This window comes from Streptomyces sp. NPDC005263 (assembly GCF_042872365.1).
Taxonomy (GTDB): Bacteria; Actinomycetota; Actinomycetes; order Streptomycetales; family Streptomycetaceae; genus Streptomyces.
On the sequence record NZ_JBIAKJ010000002.1, the window covers coordinates 1,052,323 to 1,074,429 of the forward strand.

The window sequence follows — 22,107 nt, forward strand, 5'->3', positions numbered from 1 at the left end:
CAGCAGAACGAGCGAATCGGCGGATGGTCACCGCCACCCGGGGGACTCACTCCTCCGGCGTGACCAGAGCCCGGGCGTAGTTCGCCATCGACCGTTGGTAGCGCGGCAGATGGGGGGCCAGGGCGCCGAGTACGAGGGACAGGCCCTCACGATCGCGGCCCAGGCTGGACAGGCACAGCGCCAGAGTGGCCCGTATCGCGTCGTCCAACTCGTCGGAGGGTGCGTCCAGTTCGGGCGTCAGCAGCTTGACGCCCTCCTCCGCCCGCCCGACGTTGCGCAGCGAACTGGAGAGCTGGATCTTCGCGCGCCGCCCCTGGTAGCCGCTCAGGCCGCGCGCGAGCGCCTCCTGGTACAGCGGCACGGCCCGGTCCGAGTGACCGGTCGAGTCCCAGGCGCAGGCCTGCTCGAAGGGGCCGAGGGGGCTGTCGGCAGGCAGTTCGGCGACCAGGGTGTCGATCACCGCCCGGAAGTCGGCCGCGTCCTGTTCCGCGTAGTCGTCGAAGGTGGTCCAGGCGGCGGCCACGCGATCTTCCCAGCCTTGGTTCATCCGGACACCTTGGCATGCACGTGCCCATCCGTACATCCGATTTGAGTGCGCCGCGCCTCACAGCCGTATCGAAGGGGACGGGCCCCTCGCCGGGGCCGCCTGAGGCATGGTCTGATGCATGAGACCGGAGGAACAGATGAGGCTGACCCGACCGATACTCGCGCTGGGCGGCGCGGCGCTGGTGCTGGCGCTGGCGGGCTGCGGCTCAGGATCCGGCTCCGCCGCGGAAGCGACGGCCGTCCCGTCGTCGGCCACCGGCAGTCTGGAGCACCTGGCCGCCGAGGTGAAGTGCACACCCGACATGCAGACCGACGCCGACGAGATCCGGCAGGCCATCTGCAAGAACCCCGACGGCAAGTTCATCCTCGCGACCTTCGCCACCGACCGCGGTCAGCGCGAGTGGATCAACGGGGCGAAGGACTACGGCGGTCACTACCTGGTCGGCCGCAAGTGGGTCGCCGTGGGCGAGACCAGCACCATGACGGCGCTGCGCGGCACGCTCGGCGGCGACCTCGAGGAGGGCACGGACCACTCGGCGCACGAGGGGTCGCACGAGCCTTCCGACGGCGCCTCGGACTCCGGGCACTGAACACCGATCGCTGACTGAACAACGCGAAGGCCGGCGGTGAGGAATCCTCACCGCCGGCCTTCGCGTCAGATCAGGCCATCAGGCCGTCACTTGCACTGCTGTCCCTTGTTGATGCAGTCGACCATCTGGTTCATCGTCTGCTGCGAGAAGAAGTTGATGAAGTCGTTGTGGTCGGTGATCGGCTTGTGCAGCTGCTCCGGGAAGGTGTCCACCGCGTACGGGTTGGTCACCGCGCCGTTCGCCAGCTTCGGGGCCGGGACGTCGTAGGTCAGACGGACCTGGAGCTGGGGGATGGCCTTGAAATTGTTGGCGCAGGTACCGTCGGCCTGGGCGAATGCCACATGCGTCCGGTGGTTGGCGCTGTCGATGTTCTGGCCGTCCCAGCAGCTCTGGAAGTTGGACGTCCGGACCACCTGGCTGCCCTGCGGGCAGATCGGGTACTTGTCCTTGAGCTGCACCTTGTTCTCGAAGCCGGTGCAGCTCCAGTTGACGTTGGCGTTGGCGTTGCCGTTGACCTGGGCCTTGGCGTCACCGGTGATGATGCGCAGCGCCGACGGCATGGCGACGACGTTGCCCTTCTTGTTGCCGACGAACTTCAGCTGGGCGGAGGCCGGCTGGAGGATCTTGCCGACGTTGCCCTCCTTGCCACCACCGTCGTTGTTCTGGTCGAAGTCCTGCGTGCCGTCCTGCACACGCAGCACCGGCCAGAAGTACGACGACTTGTCGCCCTGGTTCTGGCAGCTGGTGCCCGCACCGGCGAGCTCCTGGTCGCTGGCGAACGCGTCGTTGTTCTGGTTGCCGACGTAGTCGTGCAGGTGGTGGGCGCCGTTGGTGACACCGGGGGCGACGATCACGTTGTCCGTGTTGTGGTTGTCGTTCCCGTTGGTGCCACAGTTGGACGTGAAGGTGCCTTGCGACCCGCTGCCGCCGTTCGCGGGAAGCCCGTTCTGACCCACACCCAGCTGTGCGTTGCCCTGGACCTTGGTGATGTCCACGAAGTCCGCCGCGACCGGGCCGTTGCCGCCCTGACCGCCGTTGCCCTGCTGACCGCCCTGCTGCTGACCGCCCTGCTGCTGACCGCCCTGCTGCTGGCCACCTTGCTGCTGGCCGCCTTGCTGCTGGCCGCCTTGCTGCTGGCCACCCTGCTGCTGGCCGCCCTGCTGCTGGCCGCCGTTCTGTTGACCGGCGTTGGTCTGCGGCTGCGCCGCCTGCGTGGTGCAGGCGGAGAGCTGGCTCATGGACCTGTCGAACTTGCCCCCGACGCGCTCGACATCGAGCCGGATCCGGTCGATCGTCGCGGTCCGCTTGTCCTTGAGCGGGCCGACGATCGCGTTCTGGACGAAGCTGGCGTCACCTGCCTGAGCCTGGCGGGTGGAGGCGAGCCGGGTGTAGGCCTCGGTGATCTGCTTGTCGAGGTTCGCCAGCTCCTTGTCCACGCCGGCGCGCGCCTTGCCCGGCACGTCTGTCAGCTTCTGCCCGACATCCGGGCAGGCGATGGTCGCGACCTGCGCGGTGGCGGCCTTGGTCTGGTTCTGGCCCGAGCTGTTGGACTCGTGCGCCGAAGCGTAGAAGTTCGCCCAGATCAGCCCGCCCCCACCGAGCGCTAGGGCCGCCGACGCGGCTATGGCCTTGTTGGCCATCGACGAACGGCGTTTACGTGTGTTGCGTCCCATGGAACTCCTCTGACTTCCTTGCGGGGCAGCATCGAGGCGCCCGACAGGAGTGAAGCGGCGCCCTTCCATACGCAGTCAGTCCCACGGGTGTTCAGCCGACTCGGAAATTGATGAGAGATACGTGAAGCAATTGAGTCCCAACTGCGCCATCGATACCAGGAGTTGTTGATCCCTTACGGCACGTGCGACTCGGAGCCCGTTTTCAGTGGTCCTGGTCCAGATGGGCGAGAACGGCCAGGACGCGTCGGTTGTCGTCGTCCGACACCTCCAGACCCAGTTTGACGAAGATGTTGGAGGTGTGTTTGGCGATCGCCCGTTCCGTGACGACGAGTTGCGTCGCGATCGCCGCGTTGGACCGGCCCTGCGCCATCAGCTCCAGCACCTCCCGCTCACGGGGCGTCAGCCGGCCCAGCGGCCGGTCGTCGGCTCCCCGCCGGGACAGCAGCTGCTGGATCACCTGAGGATCCATCGCCGTCCCGCCCGCCGCGACCCGTCGTACGGCGTCCACGAACTGCTCCGCGTCGAACACCCGGTCCTTGAGCAGATAGCCGACCCCGCCGGTGCCGTCGGCGAGCAGTTCGCGCGCGTACAGCTGCTCCACGTGCTGGGACAGCACCAGCACCGGCAGCCCGGGTCTGTTCCGGCGGGCGTCGAGCGCGCACTGCAGGCCCTCGTCGGTGTGCGTCGGCGGGAGCCGGACGTCGACCACGGCGACGTCCGGCTCCAGTTCGGCCAGCGCACGGGCCAGCTCCGGCCCGGTCTCGACGGCGGCGACGATCTCGAAGTCGTAGGCCTGAAGGAGCCGGACCAGTCCGTCGCGCAGCAGGAACAGGTCTTCGGCTAGGACAACGCGCAAGGGATCTCCATGGTGACCATGGTGGGACCGCCCGCCGGAGAGCTGACGGCCAGGACGCCGTCGAATGTACCCAGTCGCCGCTCCACCCCGGCCAGGCCCGAGCCCGCCCCGATCTCCGCGCCGCCCTTCCCGTTGTCGGTGACCGAGATCCGCAGCATGTCCTTCGTGTGATGCAGGTCGACCCAGACGCGGTCCGCGCCGGAGTGCTTGACCGCGTTGGTCAGCACCTCGCTGACGGCGAAGTACGCGGCCGACTCCACGGGCGCGTCCGCCCGGCCGGACAGGTCCACGTCCACCTCGGTGGTGACGGGCAGCCGCAGCGCCAACGCCCGTACCGCGTCGCCCAGTCCACGCTCGGCGAGCACCGGGGGGTGGATGCCGCGGACCAGGTCGCGCAGTTCGGCCAGTGCTTCGGCGGAGGACTGGCGGGCCTGGGAGAGCAGCCGCTTGGCCTGCTCCGGGTCCTTCTCCACCAGTACCTCGATGGTGCCGAGGTCCATGCCCATGGCGACCAGCCGGGCCTGCGCCCCGTCGTGCAGGTCCCGCTCGATGCGCCGCAGTTCGGCCGCGGAGGTGTCGACCGCGTCCCGCCGGGTCTCGGTCAGCACCCGTACTCGCTCCGACAGTGCCTCCTTTCCGGGGGCGAGCACGGACCGGGTCAGCCAGAAGTGGGACTCCAGCAGCCGCGGGGCGAGGAAGTGCGCGAGGAACAGCAGGACCAGGCCGAGGGCGGCCGCGCCGAACGCGGAGGCCTGCCCGGTCACCGGCACGAACGCGTACCAGTACGTGTCGTCGGGGAAGACCCGCCACAGCCCGGCCGCCAACGCGAACCCCTCGAAGGGGTAGAGCAGCAGCGCCCCCGGCAGCAGCGCGGTGAGGAACCCGGCCGTCATGTCCACCGGCAGCCACCCCAGGTCGCGCCAGGTCGCCGGGTCGCGCAGCATCCCGAAGGTGCGTGTCCACGGGTTGGCGTGTTCGGGCATCGGCCGGTACGCGGACGGGATCCGCACCCCGTACCACTCGGCCGCCAGGATCCGACGCCGGTCCGCGAACGCCCGCACCCCCGTGAGCATCCACGGTGTGGTGACGATCCCGACCCCGATCGGTATCAGCGCGAGCGACACCAGCGTGAGCGTGAACAGAGCCACCGCCACCGGTAACAACACGAGTGCCAGCCCGAACCCCCGCAGCGCCGCCCGCCCGGACCCCCGCACCCGGGTGCGGCCCCCGTCGCTCTTCGTCTGTGTGGTCATGCCGCAAGTCTGGCCCGAGGCACCGCCACGGGACACGGGGTTTGAACGGCGGGTCAGGGGTGGTGCCAGCTACACCCACTCGCCGAAGACGGTCACCTCTCAGCCGCGCCGGAGGGCCGCCTCGGCGACGGCCCGTCCCGCGAGCTCGGTCCCGGCCGGCCAGGCTCAACGCCCGGTCGGAGGCGTGTACTTGTAGCCGACCCGGCGCACCGTCTGGATCGCCCGGCGGTGCTCGGCGCCCAGCTTGCGGCGCAGCCGGGCGATGTGGACGTCGACGGTGCGGCCGTCGCCCACGTGTCCGTAGCCCCAGACGGTGGTCACCAGCTGATCGCGGGTGTGCACCCGGTGCGGGTGGGCGACGAGATGGGCGAGCAGCTCGAACTCCAGGTAGGTGAGGTCGAGCGCACGTCCGTCCACCGAGGCGGTGCGGCGCACGGTGTCGACCCGGACGAGAGGGTCGACCGTACCGGCGGCCTTGTCGTCGGCCTCCTGCCCCCTCGGTACCACCGGCGTGTCCGGACGGTCGGGCACCGCCGTGGGAAGGAACGGCGGATGCTGGTCGGCCGGGACCAGCACCAGGTAGCCGACCATCGGCGGCTGCCCCGGCAGCGTGGGCAGGGTGTGCGGGGGAGCGGGCAGCCAGGTGGCACCCGGCGGCAGGAAGTCCGCGATCTCGACGACCTCGTCCCGGTCGACGGCGCGCAGGCGGTGCCGGGCGGGGCCGTTGGCCGGGGCGGAGGTGGCGGTGCGGGCGGGGGAGAGGGAACGAGTGGTCGCCATGAGGTGTCAGCTTTCGCGCGAGGAGTCGTCGAGGGGACGTACGTCGTGTCGCGCTGGCCGAAGGCCGGGAGGTACGGCGCTACAGGGCCGGCGCGTTCGTCGCGCGGCAACACACCCGGTCGAAGTCGTGGTGCTGACGGGAGGGCCAGAACGGCTCCAGGTCGTGGCGACCTGTCGCGGTGTCCTTCTGGATGCTGGCCATGAGCCCATTGAAGCAGACGGACGGCGCCAGGAGGACCCTCCTTCCACACCTTGGACGCGCTCCTCGCGGCGTGCGACCGACGAGCGGGCCCGCCGCACACATGAGGGGCGCCCACCATGGCGGTGGGCGCCCCTCACGAGGAAGCGGTGCGGATCAGACCTGGCCGGCCTTCTCCAGGGCGGAGCAGCAGGTGTCCACGATCAGGCGGGTCACCAGGTACGGGTCGACGTTGGCGTTCGGACGGCGGTCCTCGATGTAGCCCTTGCCGTCCTTCTCGACCTGCCACGGGATACGGACCGAGGCACCGCGGTCGGAGACACCGTAGGAGTACTCGTTCCACGGGGCGGTCTCGTGCAGCCCGGTGAGGCGGTCGTCGATCCCGGCGCCGTAGTTCTTGACGTGGTCGAGCGGCTTGGAGCCCTCACCGAGCGACTCGGCGGCGGTGATGATCGCCTCGTAGGTCTCGCGCATCGCCTTGGTGGAGAAGTTGGTGTGCGCGCCGGCGCCGTTCCAGTCGCCCTTCACCGGCTTCGGGTCCAGCGTCGCGGAGACACCGAAGTCCTCGGCGGTGCGGTAGAGCAGCCAGCGGGCGACCCACAGGTGGTCGGACACCTCGAGCGGCGAGACCGGACCGACCTGGAACTCCCACTGGCCGGGCATGACCTCGGCGTTGATGCCGGAGATGGCGAGGCCCGCCTTCAGGCAGTTTTCCAGGTGCGCCTCGACGATGTCACGGCCGAAGATCTCGTCGGCGCCGACACCGCAGTAGTAGCCGCCCTGCGGGGCCGGGAAGCCGCCCTTGGGGAAGCCGAGCGGGTAGCCGTCCTTGAAGAACGTGTACTCCTGCTCGATGCCGAAGATCGGCTCCTGCGCGGCGAACCGCTCGGCGACCTCGGTGAGCGCGGCACGGGTGTTGGACTCGTGCGGCGTCATGTCGATGTCGAGGACCTCGCACAGGACGAGGATGTCGTCGCCGCCGCGGATCGGGTCCGGGCAGGAGAAGACCGGCTTGAGGACACGGTCCGAGGAGTGGCCCTCGGCCTGGTTCGTGGAAGAGCCGTCGAATCCCCAGATCCCCAGCTCGGCGCCCTTCGCGGAGTCCGCCAGAATCTTCGTCTTGGAACGGAGCTTGGCCGTCGGCTGGGTGCCGTCGATCCAGATGTACTCAGCCTTGAAGGTCACGAGGCACTTCCTTCGGGGTGTGTCCGGGCGCACTTGCGGGTGCTGCGGCGCCGCGGCACTGGGGCGCCGCGGTTGATGCCGGGCAGCCTGTCAACAGGCGATTTCCCGACCATTGCTCGAATGTGAACCCCGTGTTACCTGGCCGTTCTGTGTCACGGCTCACGGCTCGCGACGCACGCGCACCTTGTTCAGGAACCTCCGCTTGTTCAGGAACCCTCCGCGGACGCGCCCCGCACCCCGTCTGGCTCCGCCTCCAGGGGGCGGTCGCCGGCTTCCCCTCCGTCGTGAAGCCGGTGACCGGCCCGCGCCCGGCGCTTGGAGACGCGGCGCGCGCTGGACGTGCCGGTCCTGCTGCTCCTGGCCGGGAGCAGCAGGACGCACGACACGTACGAGGTGGCAACCGGGGTGGAAGCGCTGCTGCCGCGGGTGGAGAGCGTCGTGGTCCCGGACGTCTCGCACCATGCGCTGCCGCAGGCCGCGCCGCCCGGACCGGGCCGCCGCCTCAGCGAGTTCCTACGCGGATGGCCTCACCCCACCTTCTCGATCACGGCCCGGCGGATCAGGAACTTGCCGGGCTCACGGACCTGCTCGAAGGCGGCGTTGTTCAGCAGGGCGCAACTGCCGGAGACCGAGGTGACCTCCACCGTCGTGGACTTGTTGTTGTCCAGGTTGGTGACCTTCAACTTGGTGCCGGCCGGGAACTGGTTGCTGGACGCGGCCGGGGCGCCGTCCTCGCCGGAGAGGGTGACGGTCGAGCCGTTGCACACCTGCTGTCCGGTGGCCGCGGTGTCGCCACCGTTGCCCGCGGCCGGGGGCTGCGCGGCGGGGGCGCTCGTCGCGGGCTGACCGGCCTGCGCCGGTTGTGTGGCCTGCGCGGGTTGTGTGGCCTGCGCCGGTTGCGTGGCCTGGGAGCCCTGAGCCGACTCCCCGACGACGCAGTCGGACGCCTCCTGCTGGCGCTCGATCTGAGCGATGACCGCCTCGCGGTTGGCGATCCGGGCCTCGGACTGGGCGTCCGGGGCGGCCTGTTGACCCGCGATGAACTTCTGGTTGTTGCCCAGGGCGGTGGCGAGCCCCTGACAGACGGTCGACTCCGCCGCGGTCTGCGGAGCCGCGGCGTTCGAGGTGCTCGCCATGACGAAGGCGCCACCTCCCGCCACCGCCACCGCGCTCACCAGCAGCGCGACTCTCTTCCTGGTACCGAGTGTTCTCCTACGCGACATGCGCGCCTCCTGCGAGGTCGGGGAGCGTATGTCGCTATGTACGAGATACCGAACGATGTCATTCAGGGGATGACAGGAGTCACCGAAGTGGCGTACCTCACACCGGAGTTGGGTCGCGTCAGGGTGTGTGAGCTGTCAGTGACGGGACAGGGCATCCCGTACGGACTCCTCACTGCGGGCCACCACCGCCGTCCCGTCCTCCGCCGTGATGATCGGACGCTGGATCAGCTTCGGGTGCGCGACAAGCGCTTCGATCCAGCGGTCGCGCGCGCTCTCGTCACGCGGCCACTCCTTGAGCCCGAGCTCCTTCGCCGCGGGCTCCTGGGTCCGGGTGATGTCCCAGGGTTCGAGTCCCAGACGGTCCAGTACGCCCCGGATCTCGTCCGCGCTCGGTACGTCCTCCAGGTAACGGCGGACGGTGTAGTCAGCACCCTCGGCGTCGAGCAGTGAGATCGCGCTGCGGCACTTGGAACAGGCAGGATTGATCCAGATTTCCATGCCGCCAACGCTACGCGAAAACCCGTCTTCCACGTACGTCACAGCACCCCCGAAAGCCCTTGTGGCCAGGGGCTTTTGTCAGTGGTGGGCAGTAGAATAGAAGCAGTGTTCGAGGGTGTTGCCGGGTTCGCCGATGTTCCCGGCGGGGGCGCCCTGACCGCGACAGGAGGATGCCTGTGCCCGCTGCCGCACTGAAGCCGAAGCCGTTGCCGACCCAGTCCACCGCGAAGCGTGCCGTGCTGCTCGACCTGCCCTACGGGCCGGTGGAGAAGCGGCCGTTGCCCCCGGGGCGTCCGCGCGAGTGGTACGTGAGCCACAACCGGCGTCTCAAGGCGATGCGCCTTGCGATCGCCCTGCTCGACTCGGGTGTGTACCTGCCCAACCAGGCACGCAACGAGACGATCCGGAGCGCTGCCGAGATGATCGGTGTGCATCCGCCGTCGGACACCACGTGCCACATGGTCCGGGCGCTGATGCGGTACTCGAGGTGAGCCGTGGGGGGGGGGGGCCCCGGTGGGCCCCCCGCCCCCCCCCCCCCCCCCCCCCCCCCCCCCCCCCCCCCCCCCCCCCCCCCCCCCCCCCCCCCCCCCCCCCCCCCCCCGTACTGCGCGGGGGGGCCCGCCCCGCGGGGGGGGGGGGGGGGGGGTTTGTGGGGGGGGGGGGGGGGGGGGGGGGGGGGGGCCGGGGGGCCCCCCCCCCCCCCCCCCCCCCCACCGCCCGCCCGCCCGCTCCGCCGTCCCCCACTCCAACGCCCGTACAGCGCACGCCCGTAGCCCGCTCCCGCTTTCGCTCCTACTGAGCCAACTCCTTCTCCAGCGGCGTCCGGAACCGCGGCGTCACCTTCGTCGCCCCGACCCACCCCCGCAGCCGCTCCGCCTCCACCGCGATCGCCGCCCGTGCCTCCCGGCCCAGACCGTCGGTGTCGAGGATCCGCCAGACGATCTCGCCGTCGGGGCGCTGCGCCCACCCGCCGACCACCCGTCCGTTCCACCAGACCGTCGGCCCCACGTTGCCGCTGCGGTCGAACAAGGCGCCCCGCACCTCCGGCGCGAGGTACCAGTCCCGTTGCTGCCACCCCATCGCCGTCGGGTCGAGCGCGGGCAGCAGCGCGGCCCAGGGTTCCGCGGGCCCCGTCACCGGGTCGGTGTCGCCGTCGACGACATGGCCGACACCCTCGTCCAACGCCACCGTCCGGGCCCCGATCGCGGACAGGGCCCGGCGCACCTCCGTGACCCGCCATCCGGTCCACCACTTCAGGTCGGCCTCGGTGGCCGGGCCGCAGGCGGTGAGCCAGCGGCGCAGGAGGGCCGCCTGGGCCTCGGCCGGGTCCAGTTCGGGGTGCGCGGGAGCCACCGCCCAGCGGAACAGGCTGGAGGTCCAGGACCCGAGCGGCCGGCCCCGGACGACCCTGCCCTCGACGCCCAGCACCTTCAACAGGCGCGTGGACACGGTGTGGACGCCCTCGTAGGGCTTCCCGGCCGCGTACACGAACTGCTGCCGCAGCCGCGGTTCGTCCTCGGCGAGCTCCGCCGCCGTCGCCTGGCCGCGCCGGGCCAGCGCCGCCAGCGCCGACTCCTCGACCTCCTTGAGCCAGGTCGCGTCCGGCGCCCCGGCCGTCGCCATGTTCTTCAGCAGCGTGGCCCGCTCCCGGGCCGCGACCGTGAGCCCGGTGGAGGCGTGCACCACCGCCGTCAGGTCCGTCGGGAACACGAAGACGGTGTGCCGCATGCCGTGCATCCGGACCAGCGTCCGATCCTCGTACAGGGCCCGGCTCGTCTCCGGCACCGTCCCCGCCGGATCCGCGAGCCGTGCGCCCACCGCCAGGTACACCGTCGCGGGGTCCGTGCCGTGCAGGGCGACCAGGGAGGCGGCGACCTCCTCCGGGCTCCCCGCCCGCGCCGGCCCGGCCAGCCCGTGCCGCAGCGCGAGCCGCGCCCGCCGCTCCGCCGTGTCGATGTACCGCTCCGCGCCACCCATGCCGGCCTCCACCCTGCCCGTCACGTCCTGAGGGTGGGCATCATGCCGGACACCACTGACATCCTGGCCGACCTCGACGAACCGTCCGGGCGGGTGAACACCTCCCCGCGGGCACCTGGGCCCCGGTCACAGACCCGGGGCGCCCCACACCGGGAACCAGCGGTTGAGGTCCTGCTCGATCCGTAGGTCGTTCGAGAGCGTCGCCTTCACGCGCAGTTCGAGTGCGTTGTCGCGCCGCTGTCCTTCACCGGGCAGTGGCGCGAAGGGGTAGTAGGTACCCCGCTTGTACAGATAGACCAGCGCGAGCGACCGGCCCTCCGGGTCCTGGAACCCGGCCAGCGAGCACAGCAGCTGCGGTCCGAAGCCGTTGACCTCCATCGCGCTGTTCACCGCGTGCAGATCATTGACCAGGAGCGGCAGCTGGTCGGGGGCGCGTTCCGACACCAGCCACGAGTACCCGTACTCGTCCCGCCGCAGTTCCACCGGCGGACCGTCGCGGTCGGTGTCGGCGTCCAGCAGGGCCTGGACCTCGCGGTGGGTCTGCTCGAAGGCCGCGCCCTCCACCGTGGCGAAGCACACCGCGCCGCGCCCGGTGGCGGTGAAGGAGGTGGTCGCCTCCAGGGTCACCGCCGCCGAGGGCAGCGCGAAAAGCTGATCGAGATCGGGCACGACCGGTTTCGTACGGCCGAGCAGGATGTCCAGCAGCCCCACCTCAGCCGGCCCTCCCCGGGGTCGCCGCCTCACCCAGTTCCCCGGAGATACTGCCCAGCTGCTCCAGCCGCTGCTCCAGACTCGGGTGGGTCGAGAACAGCCGCGCGACACCCGGCTCGGAACCCAGCGCCGGGGTGAAGTAGAACGCGTTGAAGGCCTGCGCCGTCCGCAGGTCCTTGGTCGGGATCCGGGCGATGTCGCCCGAGACCTTGGTCAGCGCGGACGCCAGCGCCGAGGGGCGGCCGGTGAGCAGCGCCGCCGCTCGGTCCGCCGCCAGCTCGCGGTACCGGGACAGCGCCCGGATCAGCAGGAAGCTGATCGCGTACACGGCCGCCGACACCCCCATCACCGCGGCGAAGACGACAGCGGTGTTCTGGTCCCTGCGCCCTCCGCCGAGCAGCTGCGAGTAGAAGGCGAACCGCACGACCAATCCGGCGATCACCCCGAGGAAGGACGCGATGGTGATCACCGCGACGTCCTTGTGCGCCACATGCGACAGCTCGTGCGCGAGGACACCCTCCAGCTCCGCCGGCTCCAGCCGCCGCAGCAGACCGGTGGTGACGCAGACGACCGCGTTGTCGGGATTCCGGCCGGTCGCGAACGCGTTCGGCATCTCCATGGCCGACACGGCGACCACGGGTTTGGGCATGTCGGCGATCGCACACAACCGGTCGATCACCGCGTGCAGCTCGGGATACTCCTCCCGCTCCACCACGCGTCCGCGCATCGCGAACAGCGCGATCCGGTCGGAGAACCAGAACTGCGCGACGAACATCACCGCGATCAGCCCGACGACCAACAGCCACGACTTCAGCAGCACGATCAGCGCGACGACGAAGGCCACGTACAGCAGCCCCAGCAGAAACATGGTGACCGTCATCCGCACGGTCAGTCGTCGATCGCTCCTAAAGCGGCTCTGCATCTCGCATCACCCCGCACTCAGGCACTCGTCCCACAGCCCAGTGTGCACCCGCCCCAGCCATGAAGCGGTCGCACTCAGCTCTAGGACCAGCAAAGACTGCAGGCGCACGGGCTCAGGGCAGACGGCGGGCAATGGCTCAACCCCGGGGAGCGGCGGCCACCCCCCTAGTACGGCGCCCGGAAGTTCGCGTACCCCAGCAGCAGGATGATCGCCGCCACACTCCCGAGCACCACCGCCGTCGAGATCCACGAGGACCGGCGCGGCGCCGACAAGTCGGGATCGGCGCGGAACGGCTGCGGCCGGGGCGGGTTCTCCTTCCAGCGCGCCGCGAGCATCCGGGCCCGCGCCGAGGGCTCCTTGTGCTCGGCGCTGTCGGCCCACCGGAGGTCGAACTCCCGCTCCGCGTCGTCCTGCTCGGGCATCCCCGCAACCCCCGTCACTCGTCTCGAACAGTTGTGCTGGGAAGCATACGACGACACCTCCCGCCCTGGGTGATCAGGAGCGGAGGTGCCCTTTGCGGCATGTGCGGGGTGAAAGTCGGCGGATCGTCTTGCCGAGCAAGGAATCTTTTATCTTGCCCGATTTTCGCAAATTTTGTGCATTCGGTCGCTTATTTAAGCGGAAAAGTAACCGGTCGTACGGTTATCAAGTTGCGCGCCGAATGCGACGGTCCCCCTCAGGGCCATCTATGTCTGGTCATCTTCAGCCTCGCGCCAGCTGCGCCGAATCTCATGCCATGCGCGGATGATCGCTGGTACTTTCCCCAGCACGTCGTGAAGCTGTGAGAGCGCCAGTACGACGGCTCCGAACGCGGCCAAGACGGACAACACGATGGTGTCCCATTCCATTATCGGCCCACCCTGGCAGAGGACCGAGCTGCGCTCGGGGTATCGGAGGGCGGCGTGACGTCCGGGCTGTGGTTTGGGAGAACGCGATCGAGCCACTCGGTGGGAGAACCCAAACTCTCAAGCTTGATCCGTGTGCCGCCCGTGTAGACGCCCGGCCCATGTCGGAACCGTAGCTGCAGGCCGCCACTGGTCATGCTGCGGTGCACGAGGTTGTACGTGCACTGCAGGGTGTACGTGCTGTCACCGAGTTCCTGCCCCGGCTTGCAAGAGCAGTGTTGGTGCTCGATGCGGAGCGGCAAACCCCATACGGGGTCCATGAGGCGCCGCAGGAAGATGTCGTGTTCGAGCCTGATGCCACGCACTGTGTCCAGCTCAAAGATCAATTCGTCACCAGTGATCCAGGAACGTGTTGAATATGCGGTACTGGATGTCTGGAAGATGGCGATGCGGCGCAGTAGTGCCGATCCGAGCCAGTCGAGGTTGCGCTCGGCTGTCCACGTTTCTGGGTAGTCACGAATGTGCGCGTCCTCGAAGGCAGTCAGCTTTGGCTGCTGCCAGAGCGGCGGAGCTTCTGCCTTTTCGTATCGGCGCCAACGTTCAGCGAGCTCCTCAGCCCAATCCGTCCCGGGCATTCCGCGCAGTACAAGGTGGCATTCGCTGCCGGCGAGTGTGAGGTGCAAGTCTGATCCATCGATGCCAACAACTCGAAGGCCGATGACACCGTTTACTTGAACGCCCGGCTCGGCGCAGGGCAGGAGTTGATCCAGGACGTGGCCACTGCGGGCATACAAGGTGCCACTGCTGAACGTGGTGTGGCTGTCGAGGTGCACGATCGCAGACTGGGTTGTCGACTGCACGTGCGAGAGCCCGAGTGGATGAGTCCACCACTGGCCGCCACCGCAGAGCTTGGCGAACACCTGGGCCTCGAGATGGGCTTGTGACAGCGGACTGGAATGAATCGGGTAGCGATTGTCCCCGCCGCGCATTGCGCTTTTTGCTGTGGAGAAGGGTTCGCCCGTGTAGAGCTGCCGGGTCCGAGCGAGTTTCTCGAGCCGCCCACCGCTGGTCATGTGAGATCCGTCCCCGGAGTACCGTCGCCCCTCGGCATCCGACAACTGATCTGCGCGCCCTACTCGAGGGCATAGGTGAACAGTGTGATGCGCTGTGCAGGCGGGGCTATGGCTCCTTGACCCCTGTGTGATCCGGCAACGGGGCGAAGCAGGATCAGGGGCGGCCCCCTGAGGGCCACAGCTGAGTCTGAGGGAGGACGGGCGCCAGGCGCAAGTGCTGCAGACAGCAGGTTCCGTTGGTTGTGATGCGTCGGTGGCGCCTGTTTCAGCCAAGTGCGTCCGACTCAGACTCTGCGGGCCTGGTTCGCTGCGAGACTCGATGGAGCAGGGCGTTTGCTCAACTCGGGGGTGTGTGATGGCAGGACGTTCTGGTCAGTACTATCGCGCTGGCCACTGGGTGAATCGGTCCACAGGCGGTCGCAAACGACCGAAGAAGAAGACCTGGGTTGGTGTTGTTTCTGTGGCCCTGTTGCTCCTTGGGGCGAAGCTCGGTCTCTTTTCCAGCGGCGGCGACGGCGGAAGCACTACGCAGAAGACGGACAGCCCGTCCGCTACCGCCTCACCTGCAAGGAAGTAGTGCCTCGTCGCGCGCTGAAGTCCTTGCCGCTCGCCTTGCGTCAGTGGCTACTGCGCTTCGTCGGTGACTGCTTGCGTAAGCCAATGGCCTTGAACCTGGAGCGCAGTGACCTCGACGAGTCCGGCTCCGGCGTCGTAGCCGGTGTGACGGTCGAAAGAGCGTGATTTGAGGCAGCTCTGAGTCGTTCCCATGCTGCTTTCCATCGTTCGATGTGGTCGTCGGGTATGCCGCACGAGGACAGGTATGCCTCGATCGTTTTCGTCCACCGGTGAGGAAGGTCATCGCGGTTGAGGAGCCGACTGATGCTGCCTTCTGACAGCGGCGTGGGGGAGTTCGAGCTCAGCTCACGTTGCGTCAGGCCGCTGATCGAACGGACCACGCCAAGCGCGTGGATGAACTCGGAAGCATCCAGGAATCGATCCGGGTCAGGCCAGGCAGAGCTGGTGGCGAGTAGGTGGGCTGGCCGCTTGAACGATCTCTCGTAGCCGGCGTTGCGTCCCCACACCAGCTCGCCGGCGCGATTTCGGGTACGACGCTGTGGGGTGGGGCGGTCTTTGGACGTCAACACGGAGCGTAGGTGACCGTATAGGTCGTCCATCGTGAGCCACATGCCCGCCCCAGGAACCCCCTGTTCCATCGTGCTCAGGAGTTCGCCGGTGAAGGCGGTGTACCTTTCCCCGGGAGGGTCTAAGGCGGGACCGGTTTCGGGAGCGGCCGCCATGAGGAAGCTGCCATCGATCCACGCCTGGTCGGCCAACGAGCCAGGTCCCGACATGCTCCCCAGAGCCCGACCGCTGAAGCAGCAGTCGAGGATGATCACGTGGCGCTGTGCCCTGCCTTCGGTGATTGCTTCGCGTAGCCATGCATAGGGCACCGCGGTGCGTCCGCGCCCCACGCGCGAGTTGCGAAGCCCGAGATGTAGTTCTTGCTGTCGGTTCAAGAGCCCGTGGCCTGCGTAGTAGACCAACAACGTGTCACGAGCGCTCATGGCGGCCATGCTCACGGGCTCCAGCATCTCCTCCAGCGAGGCAGGCTCAGCCACCACGCTGCAGTGCTCGGCATCGAGGCCCCAACCGAACGGACCGCACACGGCTTCCGCGAGTGCGGGCAGGTTGTCAGCCACTCCAGGCAGATCTTCAAGGTAGGAGTAGCGGCTGACACCCAGCAATACAGCCCGGGACTGAAGGGGATCAGGTTTTGCCGTCATGCTTGTTGGCCACCGGATTGGTTCGGCGTCGGCGCGAGTTCGGAGAGAGCGGAGATGGCCCTCTCGATCTCTGCGGGCGATGCGTCCGTGATGGTGATCTCGAGATCGCCCTGTCGGACAGTGATGTGAGGTGCACGCGCGCGCGTCTGGCGCCATGCCGCCAGGGCCAATACGAACGACGCCGCACTCCAGCCGTTTTCCGTCACCAACTGCACGGCATCGAGCCAGCCCCCCATGGCCCCACGTTGCGCAGGTCGCTCAAGAAGGGAGACCTCGGCGGTGGTTCGTACGGCGAAGTCGTCGGTCAGCCAGCCACAGAGAGACTGCAGTGCCTCGTCTTCGTCGTGCTCATCGACGCGTACTTCGATACGTGTCATTCGTGGCCCCCTCACTCTCGCACGGTCGGCACCATCGTTCCTCAACTTCCCAGTCGACCCAGCGTGATTACGACAACTCGCCACTGCAATCGTGTCTTTGGACCTGCAGAGCCAGCAGGCGATGCTCCCCAGGATGGCCTGCTCGATGCGTCAGAACACATACGCGGCAGACGGGCCCGCGCAGCCTCACATTCGGGATCTCAGCACGTCGACCTCACAGCCCGGCGCGAACGGGTCGAAGCCGTGCTCGGTCAGCCAGCGAACCGCCAGCAGGCTTCGCAACGACCACCATGCGTGGATCACGTCGAGGTCGACGTCGGTGCCGTAGCCGGCGATGACGTCGTCGAGGTGCTCCTCGTGTCCGAGCGTGAAGGTGGCGAGGTCGTACAAGGCATCGCCCTGGCCCGCCTCGGACCAGTCGATGATGCCCGTGACCTCGTGGCCGTCGACGAAGACATGCGCGATCTGCAGGTCGCCGTGAGTGAACGCCGGAGTCCACGGCCGAAGCGCGGCCTCGGCGACTTGGCGGTTGCGGGTGACCAGGTCGGGCGGCAGGACGCCGTTCGTCACGAGCAACTCGCACTCTTCGTCGAGTTCCGCCGCCAGCGCGACGATGCTCCGGCCGGCCTGGCCCGGCCGGGACGGCAGCGGTGCGTCGTGCAGCTTCCGGATGGCGGCGCCCGCCGCGGCCCACGCCGCCGGCGACCCGGTCGACGGCCCGCCGAGGCGTCCAAGCGTCGTCCCCGGGAGTGCGGCGGTCGCGAGCACGGACGGCTTGCGCCACAGGACCTCCGGGGTCGGGACCGGCGCGAGGGACATCGCCTCGACCTCGACGTCGATGCGCGCCTGAACGGCGTCCACCTTCAGGAACACGTCGCCGACGCGCAGAGTCGCCCGCTCGGAATGGGCGACGACGACTTCGACCTCATCCATGGGCGACCAGTATCCAGGGGATGATCGCCGACGTCGCCGGGTTTATCGGGTGCGAATCACGGCTGACCGCGTCCCGCTGCCCCGGACGCACGTGAGGCCGCCATCTCCTCTTCGAAGATGGCGGCCTCACGTCGATGTCAGCTCACGGTCGGTTTCCGGGGTCCAGCCCCGGCCCACCCGACCCCGCTCTTTAGACGTCGAAGTACAGCTCGAACTCGTGCGGGTGCGGACGCAGCTGCAGGGGCGCGATCTCGTTGGTGCGCTTGAAGTCGATCCACGTCTCGATCAGGTCCGGCGTGAACACGTCGCCCTGGAGGAGGAACTCGTGGTCGGCCTCGAGGCGGTCGAGGACGGCCGGCAGGGAGGTCGGGACCTGCGCCACGCTCGCGTGCTCCTCGGGAGCCAGCTCGTACAGGTCCTTGTCGATCGGCTCGGCCGGCTCGATCTTGTTCTTGATGCCGTCCAGGCCCGCGAGCAGCAGCGCGGAGAACGCCAGGTACGGGTTGCCGGAGGAGTCGGGCGCACGGAACTCGACGCGCTTGGCCTTCGGGTTCGAACCGGTGATCGGGATACGCATGGCCGCGGAGCGGTTGCGCTGCGAGTACACCAGGTTGATCGGGGCCTCGAAGCCCGGCACCAGGCGGTGGTACGAGTTCACCGTCGGGTTGGTGAAGGCCAGCAGCGACGGGGCGTGCTTGAGGATGCCGCCGATGTAGTAGCGGGCCGTGTCCGACAGGCCCGCGTAACCGGCCTCGTCGTAGAACAGCGGGGAGCCGCCCGTCCACAGCGACTGGTGGACGTGCATGCCCGAGCCGTTGTCACCGAAGATCGGCTTCGGCATGAAGGTCGCGGTCTTGCCGTTGCGCCAGGCCACGTTCTTCACGATGTACTTGAAGAGCTGGAGGTCGTCGGCCGCGGCGAGCAGCGTGTTGAACTTGTAGTTGATCTCGGCCTGGCCGGCGGTGCCCACCTCGTGGTGCTGACGCTCGACCTGGAGACCGGCCCTGCCCAGCTCCAGCGAGATCTCGGCACGCAGGTCGGCGAAGTGGTCGACCGGCGGGACCGGGAAGTAGCCGCCCTTGTAGCGGACCTTGTAACCACGGTTGTCCTCGAGGGCGCCGGTGTTCCAGGCGCCCGCCTCGGAGTCGATGTGGTAGAAGGACTCGTTCGCGGTGGTCGCGAAGCGGACGCTGTCGAACACGTAGAACTCGGCCTCGGGGCCGAAGTACGCGGTGTCGGCGATCCCGGTGGAGGCGAGGTAGGCCTCCGCCTTCTTCGCCACGTTGCGCGGGTCACGGCTGTACTGCTCGCCGGTGATCGGGTCGTGGATGAAGAAGTTGATGTTCAGGGTCTTGTCACGGCGGAAGGGGTCGACCCGAGAGGTCGACAGGTCCGCGCGCAGAGCCATGTCGGACTCGTGGATGGCCTGGAAACCACGGATCGAGGATCCGTCGAAGGCCAGCTCCTCATCCGGGTCGAACGACTCGACGGGCACCGTGAAGTGCTGCATGACGCCCGGCAGGTCGCAGAAGCGGACGTCGATGAACTTGACGTCCTCGTCCGCGATGAACTTCTTGGCCTCGTCGGCGTTCTGGAACATCCAGCTCCTCCTACTCCCGGCCGTTCCCGTGCCGGGGTGGTAGTTCGTTCGTGCGGCCAGTGCGGTGGCACACGCTGACCTCGACCCTAGGGACGGGTGGTTTCTCGGGCGTGACCCATTTGTTTCGCACAAGTTAACCGGACACGGCCCACTCCAACCCCACCTGTCCGTATCGCGAAACGGGCGCAGTACGGTGTACGGGTGGACAAGAGGGAAGCAATCGGGTCGTGGCTCTCGGGGCCCCGCGCGACCGCCGAGCAGGCCGGTGTCGCCTTCGGTTACCGGGGCGAAGACCTCGGACTGCCGGAGGAGGGGCCGGGGTCGATCGCGCGCCCGGGGCGGCGCCTCGGGGCACTGGCGGTGGACTGGGCGATGAGCGTCCTGATTGCATCCCAGTTGATCACTCAGAGCTATGACCAGACGACCTCGAACTGGGCGCTGCTGGTCTTCTTCGTGATGGGTGCCCTCACGGTCGGCACCGTCGGCTTCACTCCGGGCAAGCGTCTCTTCGGCGTGCGGGTGGTGGCCCTGGACACCGGCAGGGTCAGCCCCTGGCGGGGGATGCTGCGCACCGCCCTGCTGTGTCTGGCGATCCCCGCCCTGATCTGGGACCGCGACGGCCGCGGCCTGCACGACCGGCTGGCCCGCACGGTCGAGGTACGGATCTGACGGTCGTAGTCCTTGTGTGACCGAGGACGACAAAGGGGGCGCCCGGAGTGATCCGGGCGCCCCCTTTCTGACGTGGGAGGTGTCAGCGGGCCTTGGGCCCGCCCTTCGGGAGCTTCATGCCCTTCGGCATCGGCCCCTTCGGCAGCGGCATGTTGCTCATCAGGTCGCCAAGCGCCCGCAGCCGGTCGTTGGTCGCGGTGACCTGGGGGCCGGTGAGCACGCGCGGAAGCTTCAGCATCGTGGTGCGCAGCTTCTTCAGCTCGACCTGGCCCTCACCCGTGCCGACGATCAGGTCGTGCACCGGCACATCGGCCACGATGCGGTTCATCTTCTTCTTCTCGGCGGCCAGGAGGCTCTTCACCCGGTTCGGGTTGCCCTCGGCGACCAGTACGATGCCGGCCTTGCCGACCGCCCGGTGCACCACGTCCTGGCTGCGGTTCATCGCGACCGCGGGGGTCGTGGTCCAGCCCCGGCCGACGTTGTCCAGTACGGCCGCGGCGGCGCCCGGCTGTCCCTCCATCTGCCCGAAGGCTGCCCTCTCGGCCCTGCGCCCGAATACGATCGCCGACGCGAGGAAGGCGAGCAGGAGGCCCAGGATGCCGAGATATACGGGGTGACCGATCAAGAAACCGATCGCGAGGAAGACACCGAAGGTGACGATTCCGACAGCCGCGAGTACAAGACCGATCTTCTTGTCGGCCTTGCGAGTCATCTTGTAGGTCAGAGCGATCTGCTTGAGTCGCCCTTGGTCCGCAGCGTTCGCTGCCGTGTCCTTCCTCGCCATGGCACGAAGTCTACGTGCCCCCGCAAGCGCCCATGACGGCAGTGCCCGCGGGACGGCGGAAGGGGAGTGTCAGGGAACGGCGGTGAAGGTCTGCTCCAGGACACGCTGCGCCTCGACCCTGTCCTTGGCGCGGCGGCGGTCCTCCAGCACGGATGTCCAGGCGTTGCGGCGAGCGGTGCGCTGCCCGCTGCTCATGAGCAGGGATTCGACGGCACGGAGCGCGTCGGTGAACGAAGGAATCGCTGTGGCGCGAACGGGCGCGGCCTGCATGATGGAGGTCCCCCCTTGGTACCGCTTCGGGTGCGGGTGTACGTGGTGTGAGTCCAGCGTCACTGACTGGTGTTACCAGTGGGTGACCGACCGGTCAAACACCAATGAAACCTTGATGCGGGGGCCTCGCAAGCTGACGCGGTCCTGATGGGCGTCCTCATCTGCGAGGACGGTCAGGACCGCGTCATATCGGCCTTTACCGGCGGGTAGCCCCTTGTGCGCGAATTCACACGCTTGTACCACGCGCTCCCGGGCAGGGCGGGCGAGGGTTTGTCGGGCAGGTCACACGGCCTGCGAGGCCGCGTAGGAGCCCTCAGGCCCGGCCGCCTGACGCTGCTCGACGGCCATCTGGTACAGCCGTCCGGCGCGGTACGAGGACCGGACCAGCGGGCCGGACATCACACCGGAGAAGCCGATCTGGTCGGCCTCCTCCTTCAGCTCCACGAACTCGTGCGGCTTGACCCAGCGCTCCACGGGGTGGTGGCGCACGCTCGGACGCAGGTACTGCGTGATGGTGACCAGCTCGCAGCCGGCGTCGTGCAGCTGCTGGAGCGCCTCGCTGATCTCCTCGCGGGTCTCGCCCATGCCGAGAATCAGGTTCGACTTGGTGACCAGGCCGAAGTCGCGCGCCTCGGTGATGACCTTCAGCGAGCGCTCGTAGCGGAAGCCGGGGCGGATGCGCTTGAAGATCCGGGGGACCGTCTCCACGTTGTGCGCGAAGACCTCGGGGCGGGACTCGAAGACCTGCTGGAGCAGCTCCGGGACGGCGTTGAAGTCGGGGGCCAGCAGCTCGACCTTGGTACGGCCGGCCTCGCGGCCCGCGGTCTGCTCGTGGATCTGGCGGACCGTCTCGGCGTACAGCCAGGCGCCGCCGTCCTCCAGGTCGTCGCGGGCGACGCCGGTGATGGTGGCGTAGTTCAGGTCCATGGTGACCACGGACTCGCCGACGCGGCGCGGCTCGTCCCGGTCCAGCGCCTCGGGCTTGCCGGTGTCGATCTGGCAGAAGTCGCAGCGCCTGGTGCACTGGTCGCCGCCGATGAGGAAGGTCGCCTCGCGGTCCTCCCAGCACTCGTAGATGTTGGGGCAGCCGGCTTCCTGGCAGACGGTGTGCAGGCCCTCGCTCTTCACGAGGTTCTGCATCTTGGTGTACTCGGGACCCATTTTCGCCCGGGTCTTGATCCACTCGGGCTTGCGCTCGATGGGGGTCTGGGCGTTCCTGACCTCCAGGCGCAGCATCTTGCGTCCGTCGGGTGCGACTGCGGACACATCGGCTCCCTGCTGATTGCTCTGGGTAAACTTCGATTCTTCGGCGTACACCAGCGTACGCCCGTGCTTGTTGTGCCCTACACGGGAGGCCAA

The 22,107-nt window shown here is 68.5% G+C and carries 24 protein-coding genes and 1 pseudogene; 4 read left to right on the top strand and 21 right to left on the bottom strand.

The annotated features are described in order from the left end of the window. Nucleotides 1-46: 46 nt before the first annotated feature. Nucleotides 47-547, bottom strand: coding sequence for a tetratricopeptide repeat protein (locus tag ACFYRY_RS11950; RefSeq protein WP_389142858.1), 501 nt, complete (start codon nt 545-547; stop codon nt 47-49). A 136-nt stretch (nt 548-683) separates the two neighbouring features. On the opposite strand from ACFYRY_RS11950, the gene ACFYRY_RS11955 reads away from it, so the two are divergent. After that, nucleotides 684-1,136, top strand: coding sequence for a hypothetical protein (locus ACFYRY_RS11955; protein WP_389142861.1), 453 nt, complete (start codon nt 684-686; stop codon nt 1,134-1,136). A gap of 86 nt (nt 1,137-1,222) precedes the next feature. Here ACFYRY_RS11955 and ACFYRY_RS11960 read toward each other — a convergent pair whose 3' ends face one another. The 6 genes from ACFYRY_RS11960 to glnII form a co-directional block, all read right to left on the bottom strand. Beyond that, complete coding sequence (locus ACFYRY_RS11960; protein WP_389142865.1) at nt 1,223-2,809, bottom strand: DUF1996 domain-containing protein; 1,587 nt, start codon at nt 2,807-2,809, stop codon at nt 1,223-1,225. 202 nt (nt 2,810-3,011) lie between these two features. Then, nucleotides 3,012-3,665 carry a LuxR C-terminal-related transcriptional regulator gene (locus ACFYRY_RS11965; RefSeq protein WP_389142867.1) on the bottom strand — a complete coding sequence of 218 codons (654 nt, stop codon included), beginning with the start codon at nt 3,663-3,665 and terminating at the stop codon, nt 3,012-3,014. Then, nucleotides 3,650-4,918: a sensor histidine kinase gene (locus tag ACFYRY_RS11970; protein WP_389142870.1), complete on the bottom strand. Its 1,269-nt coding sequence runs from the start codon at nt 4,916-4,918 to the stop codon at nt 3,650-3,652. Before ACFYRY_RS11970 ends, ACFYRY_RS11965 begins: the two co-directional genes overlap by 16 nt. A gap of 165 nt (nt 4,919-5,083) precedes the next feature. Next, on the bottom strand, nt 5,084-5,698 hold the full coding sequence (locus ACFYRY_RS11975; RefSeq protein WP_389142873.1) for a winged helix-turn-helix domain-containing protein: 615 nt from the start codon (nt 5,696-5,698) through the stop codon (nt 5,084-5,086). A gap of 79 nt (nt 5,699-5,777) precedes the next feature. Then, entirely contained in the window at nt 5,778-5,900 is a 123-nt protein-coding gene (locus ACFYRY_RS11980) for a hypothetical protein (RefSeq protein WP_389142876.1), read from the bottom strand. A 153-nt stretch (nt 5,901-6,053) separates the two neighbouring features. Further along, nucleotides 6,054-7,082 carry a glutamine synthetase gene (gene glnII / locus ACFYRY_RS11985; protein WP_389142879.1) on the bottom strand — a complete coding sequence of 343 codons (1,029 nt, stop codon included), beginning with the start codon at nt 7,080-7,082 and terminating at the stop codon, nt 6,054-6,056. A gap of 236 nt (nt 7,083-7,318) precedes the next feature. Here glnII and ACFYRY_RS11990 point away from each other — a divergent pair. After that, nucleotides 7,319-7,598 (top strand): annotated as a pseudogene (locus ACFYRY_RS11990) (alpha/beta hydrolase); the annotation flags it as partial. 11 nt (nt 7,599-7,609) lie between these two features. Here ACFYRY_RS11990 and ACFYRY_RS11995 read toward each other — a convergent pair. Together ACFYRY_RS11995 and ACFYRY_RS12000 are read right to left on the bottom strand one after the other, a co-directional pair. Beyond that, complete coding sequence (locus tag ACFYRY_RS11995) at nt 7,610-8,305, bottom strand: hypothetical protein (RefSeq protein ID WP_389142882.1); 696 nt, start codon at nt 8,303-8,305, stop codon at nt 7,610-7,612. 135 nt (nt 8,306-8,440) lie between these two features. After that, the gene (locus tag ACFYRY_RS12000) at nt 8,441-8,803 is read right to left on the bottom strand and encodes an arsenate reductase family protein (protein WP_389142885.1); all 363 of its coding nucleotides are present in this window, start codon (nt 8,801-8,803) and stop codon (nt 8,441-8,443) included. A gap of 176 nt (nt 8,804-8,979) precedes the next feature. On the opposite strand from ACFYRY_RS12000, the gene ACFYRY_RS12005 reads away from it, so the two are divergent. Beyond that, complete coding sequence (locus ACFYRY_RS12005) at nt 8,980-9,294, top strand: hypothetical protein (RefSeq protein ID WP_356765002.1); 315 nt, start codon at nt 8,980-8,982, stop codon at nt 9,292-9,294. 301 nt (nt 9,295-9,595) lie between these two features. Here ACFYRY_RS12005 and ACFYRY_RS12010 read toward each other — a convergent pair whose 3' ends face one another. The 9 genes from ACFYRY_RS12010 to glnA all read right to left on the bottom strand — a co-directional run bounded on the left by ACFYRY_RS12010 (nt 9,596) and on the right by glnA (nt 19,025). After that, nucleotides 9,596-10,780 (bottom strand): winged helix DNA-binding domain-containing protein, encoded by a 1,185-nt coding sequence (locus ACFYRY_RS12010; protein WP_389143739.1) that lies wholly within the window; start codon nt 10,778-10,780, stop codon nt 9,596-9,598. A 126-nt stretch (nt 10,781-10,906) separates the two neighbouring features. Beyond that, nucleotides 10,907-11,491, bottom strand: a complete 585-nt coding sequence (locus ACFYRY_RS12015) for a hypothetical protein (RefSeq protein WP_389142888.1) — start codon at nt 11,489-11,491, stop codon at nt 10,907-10,909. Between the two features lies 1 nt (nt 11,492). Beyond that, nucleotides 11,493-12,413, bottom strand: coding sequence for a zinc metalloprotease HtpX (gene htpX, locus ACFYRY_RS12020; protein WP_389142891.1), 921 nt, complete (start codon nt 12,411-12,413; stop codon nt 11,493-11,495). A 164-nt stretch (nt 12,414-12,577) separates the two neighbouring features. Next, on the bottom strand, nt 12,578-12,835 hold the full coding sequence (locus tag ACFYRY_RS12025) for a hypothetical protein (protein ID WP_389142894.1): 258 nt from the start codon (nt 12,833-12,835) through the stop codon (nt 12,578-12,580). Between the two features lie 425 nt (nt 12,836-13,260). After that, nucleotides 13,261-14,331 carry a hypothetical protein gene (locus ACFYRY_RS12030; RefSeq protein ID WP_389142897.1) on the bottom strand — a complete coding sequence of 357 codons (1,071 nt, stop codon included), beginning with the start codon at nt 14,329-14,331 and terminating at the stop codon, nt 13,261-13,263. A 617-nt stretch (nt 14,332-14,948) separates the two neighbouring features. Next, nucleotides 14,949-16,115 (bottom strand): caspase domain-containing protein, encoded by a 1,167-nt coding sequence (locus ACFYRY_RS12035; protein ID WP_389142900.1) that lies wholly within the window; start codon nt 16,113-16,115, stop codon nt 14,949-14,951. Then, entirely contained in the window at nt 16,112-16,492 is a 381-nt protein-coding gene (locus tag ACFYRY_RS12040; RefSeq protein ID WP_389142903.1) for a hypothetical protein, read from the bottom strand. The genes ACFYRY_RS12035 and ACFYRY_RS12040 overlap by 4 nt, the downstream gene beginning before the upstream one ends. A 186-nt stretch (nt 16,493-16,678) precedes the next feature. Next, nucleotides 16,679-17,425 carry a phosphotransferase family protein gene (locus ACFYRY_RS12045; protein WP_389142905.1) on the bottom strand — a complete coding sequence of 249 codons (747 nt, stop codon included), beginning with the start codon at nt 17,423-17,425 and terminating at the stop codon, nt 16,679-16,681. 190 nt (nt 17,426-17,615) lie between these two features. After that, nucleotides 17,616-19,025 carry a type I glutamate--ammonia ligase gene (glnA, locus tag ACFYRY_RS12050; protein ID WP_356764994.1) on the bottom strand — a complete coding sequence of 470 codons (1,410 nt, stop codon included), beginning with the start codon at nt 19,023-19,025 and terminating at the stop codon, nt 17,616-17,618. Between the two features lie 201 nt (nt 19,026-19,226). Between glnA and ACFYRY_RS12055 the strand changes: the two genes are divergently transcribed. Beyond that, nucleotides 19,227-19,694 carry an RDD family protein gene (locus ACFYRY_RS12055; protein ID WP_389142908.1) on the top strand — a complete coding sequence of 156 codons (468 nt, stop codon included), beginning with the start codon at nt 19,227-19,229 and terminating at the stop codon, nt 19,692-19,694. An 82-nt stretch (nt 19,695-19,776) separates the two neighbouring features. Here the strand turns inward: ACFYRY_RS12055 and ACFYRY_RS12060 are convergent, their stop codons facing one another. From ACFYRY_RS12060 to lipA, 3 genes are all read right to left on the bottom strand, one after another. Beyond that, nucleotides 19,777-20,478, bottom strand: coding sequence for a DUF4191 domain-containing protein (locus ACFYRY_RS12060; RefSeq protein WP_356764990.1), 702 nt, complete (start codon nt 20,476-20,478; stop codon nt 19,777-19,779). 69 nt (nt 20,479-20,547) lie between these two features. Continuing rightward, nucleotides 20,548-20,748: a hypothetical protein gene (locus ACFYRY_RS12065; protein ID WP_389142911.1), complete on the bottom strand. Its 201-nt coding sequence runs from the start codon at nt 20,746-20,748 to the stop codon at nt 20,548-20,550. A 282-nt stretch (nt 20,749-21,030) separates the two neighbouring features. Then, nucleotides 21,031-22,014 carry a lipoyl synthase gene (lipA, locus tag ACFYRY_RS12070; protein WP_389142914.1) on the bottom strand — a complete coding sequence of 328 codons (984 nt, stop codon included), beginning with the start codon at nt 22,012-22,014 and terminating at the stop codon, nt 21,031-21,033. Between the last annotated feature and the right edge of the window lie 93 nt (nt 22,015-22,107).

Bases quoted from the DNA above. Each gene is read 5' to 3' on its own strand.
- ACFYRY_RS11950 (WP_389142858.1), bottom strand. From the start codon at position 547: ATGAACCAAGGCTGGGAAGATCGCGTGGCCGCCGCCTGGACCACCTTC.
- ACFYRY_RS11955 (WP_389142861.1), top strand. From the start codon at position 684: ATGAGGCTGACCCGACCGATACTCGCGCTGGGCGGCGCGGCGCTGGTG.
- ACFYRY_RS11960 (WP_389142865.1), bottom strand. From the start codon at position 2,809: ATGGGACGCAACACACGTAAACGCCGTTCGTCGATGGCCAACAAGGCC.
- ACFYRY_RS11970 (WP_389142870.1), bottom strand. From the start codon at position 4,918: ATGACCACACAGACGAAGAGCGACGGGGGCCGCACCCGGGTGCGGGGG.
- ACFYRY_RS11975 (WP_389142873.1), bottom strand. From the start codon at position 5,698: ATGGCGACCACTCGTTCCCTCTCCCCCGCCCGCACCGCCACCTCCGCC.
- ACFYRY_RS11980 (WP_389142876.1), bottom strand. From the start codon at position 5,900: ATGGCCAGCATCCAGAAGGACACCGCGACAGGTCGCCACGACCTGGAG.
- ACFYRY_RS11995 (WP_389142882.1), bottom strand. From the start codon at position 8,305: ATGTCGCGTAGGAGAACACTCGGTACCAGGAAGAGAGTCGCGCTGCTG.
- ACFYRY_RS12000 (WP_389142885.1), bottom strand. From the start codon at position 8,803: ATGGAAATCTGGATCAATCCTGCCTGTTCCAAGTGCCGCAGCGCGATC.
- ACFYRY_RS12010 (WP_389143739.1), bottom strand. From the start codon at position 10,780: ATGGGTGGCGCGGAGCGGTACATCGACACGGCGGAGCGGCGGGCGCGG.
- htpX (WP_389142891.1), bottom strand. From the start codon at position 12,413: ATGCAGAGCCGCTTTAGGAGCGATCGACGACTGACCGTGCGGATGACG.
- ACFYRY_RS12025 (WP_389142894.1), bottom strand. From the start codon at position 12,835: ATGCCCGAGCAGGACGACGCGGAGCGGGAGTTCGACCTCCGGTGGGCC.
- ACFYRY_RS12030 (WP_389142897.1), bottom strand. From the start codon at position 14,331: ATGACCAGCGGTGGGCGGCTCGAGAAACTCGCTCGGACCCGGCAGCTC.
- ACFYRY_RS12035 (WP_389142900.1), bottom strand. From the start codon at position 16,115: ATGACGGCAAAACCTGATCCCCTTCAGTCCCGGGCTGTATTGCTGGGT.
- ACFYRY_RS12040 (WP_389142903.1), bottom strand. From the start codon at position 16,492: ATGACACGTATCGAAGTACGCGTCGATGAGCACGACGAAGACGAGGCA.
- ACFYRY_RS12045 (WP_389142905.1), bottom strand. From the start codon at position 17,425: ATGGATGAGGTCGAAGTCGTCGTCGCCCATTCCGAGCGGGCGACTCTG.
- glnA (WP_356764994.1), bottom strand. From the start codon at position 19,025: ATGTTCCAGAACGCCGACGAGGCCAAGAAGTTCATCGCGGACGAGGAC.
- ACFYRY_RS12060 (WP_356764990.1), bottom strand. From the start codon at position 20,478: ATGGCGAGGAAGGACACGGCAGCGAACGCTGCGGACCAAGGGCGACTC.
- ACFYRY_RS12065 (WP_389142911.1), bottom strand. From the start codon at position 20,748: ATGCAGGCCGCGCCCGTTCGCGCCACAGCGATTCCTTCGTTCACCGAC.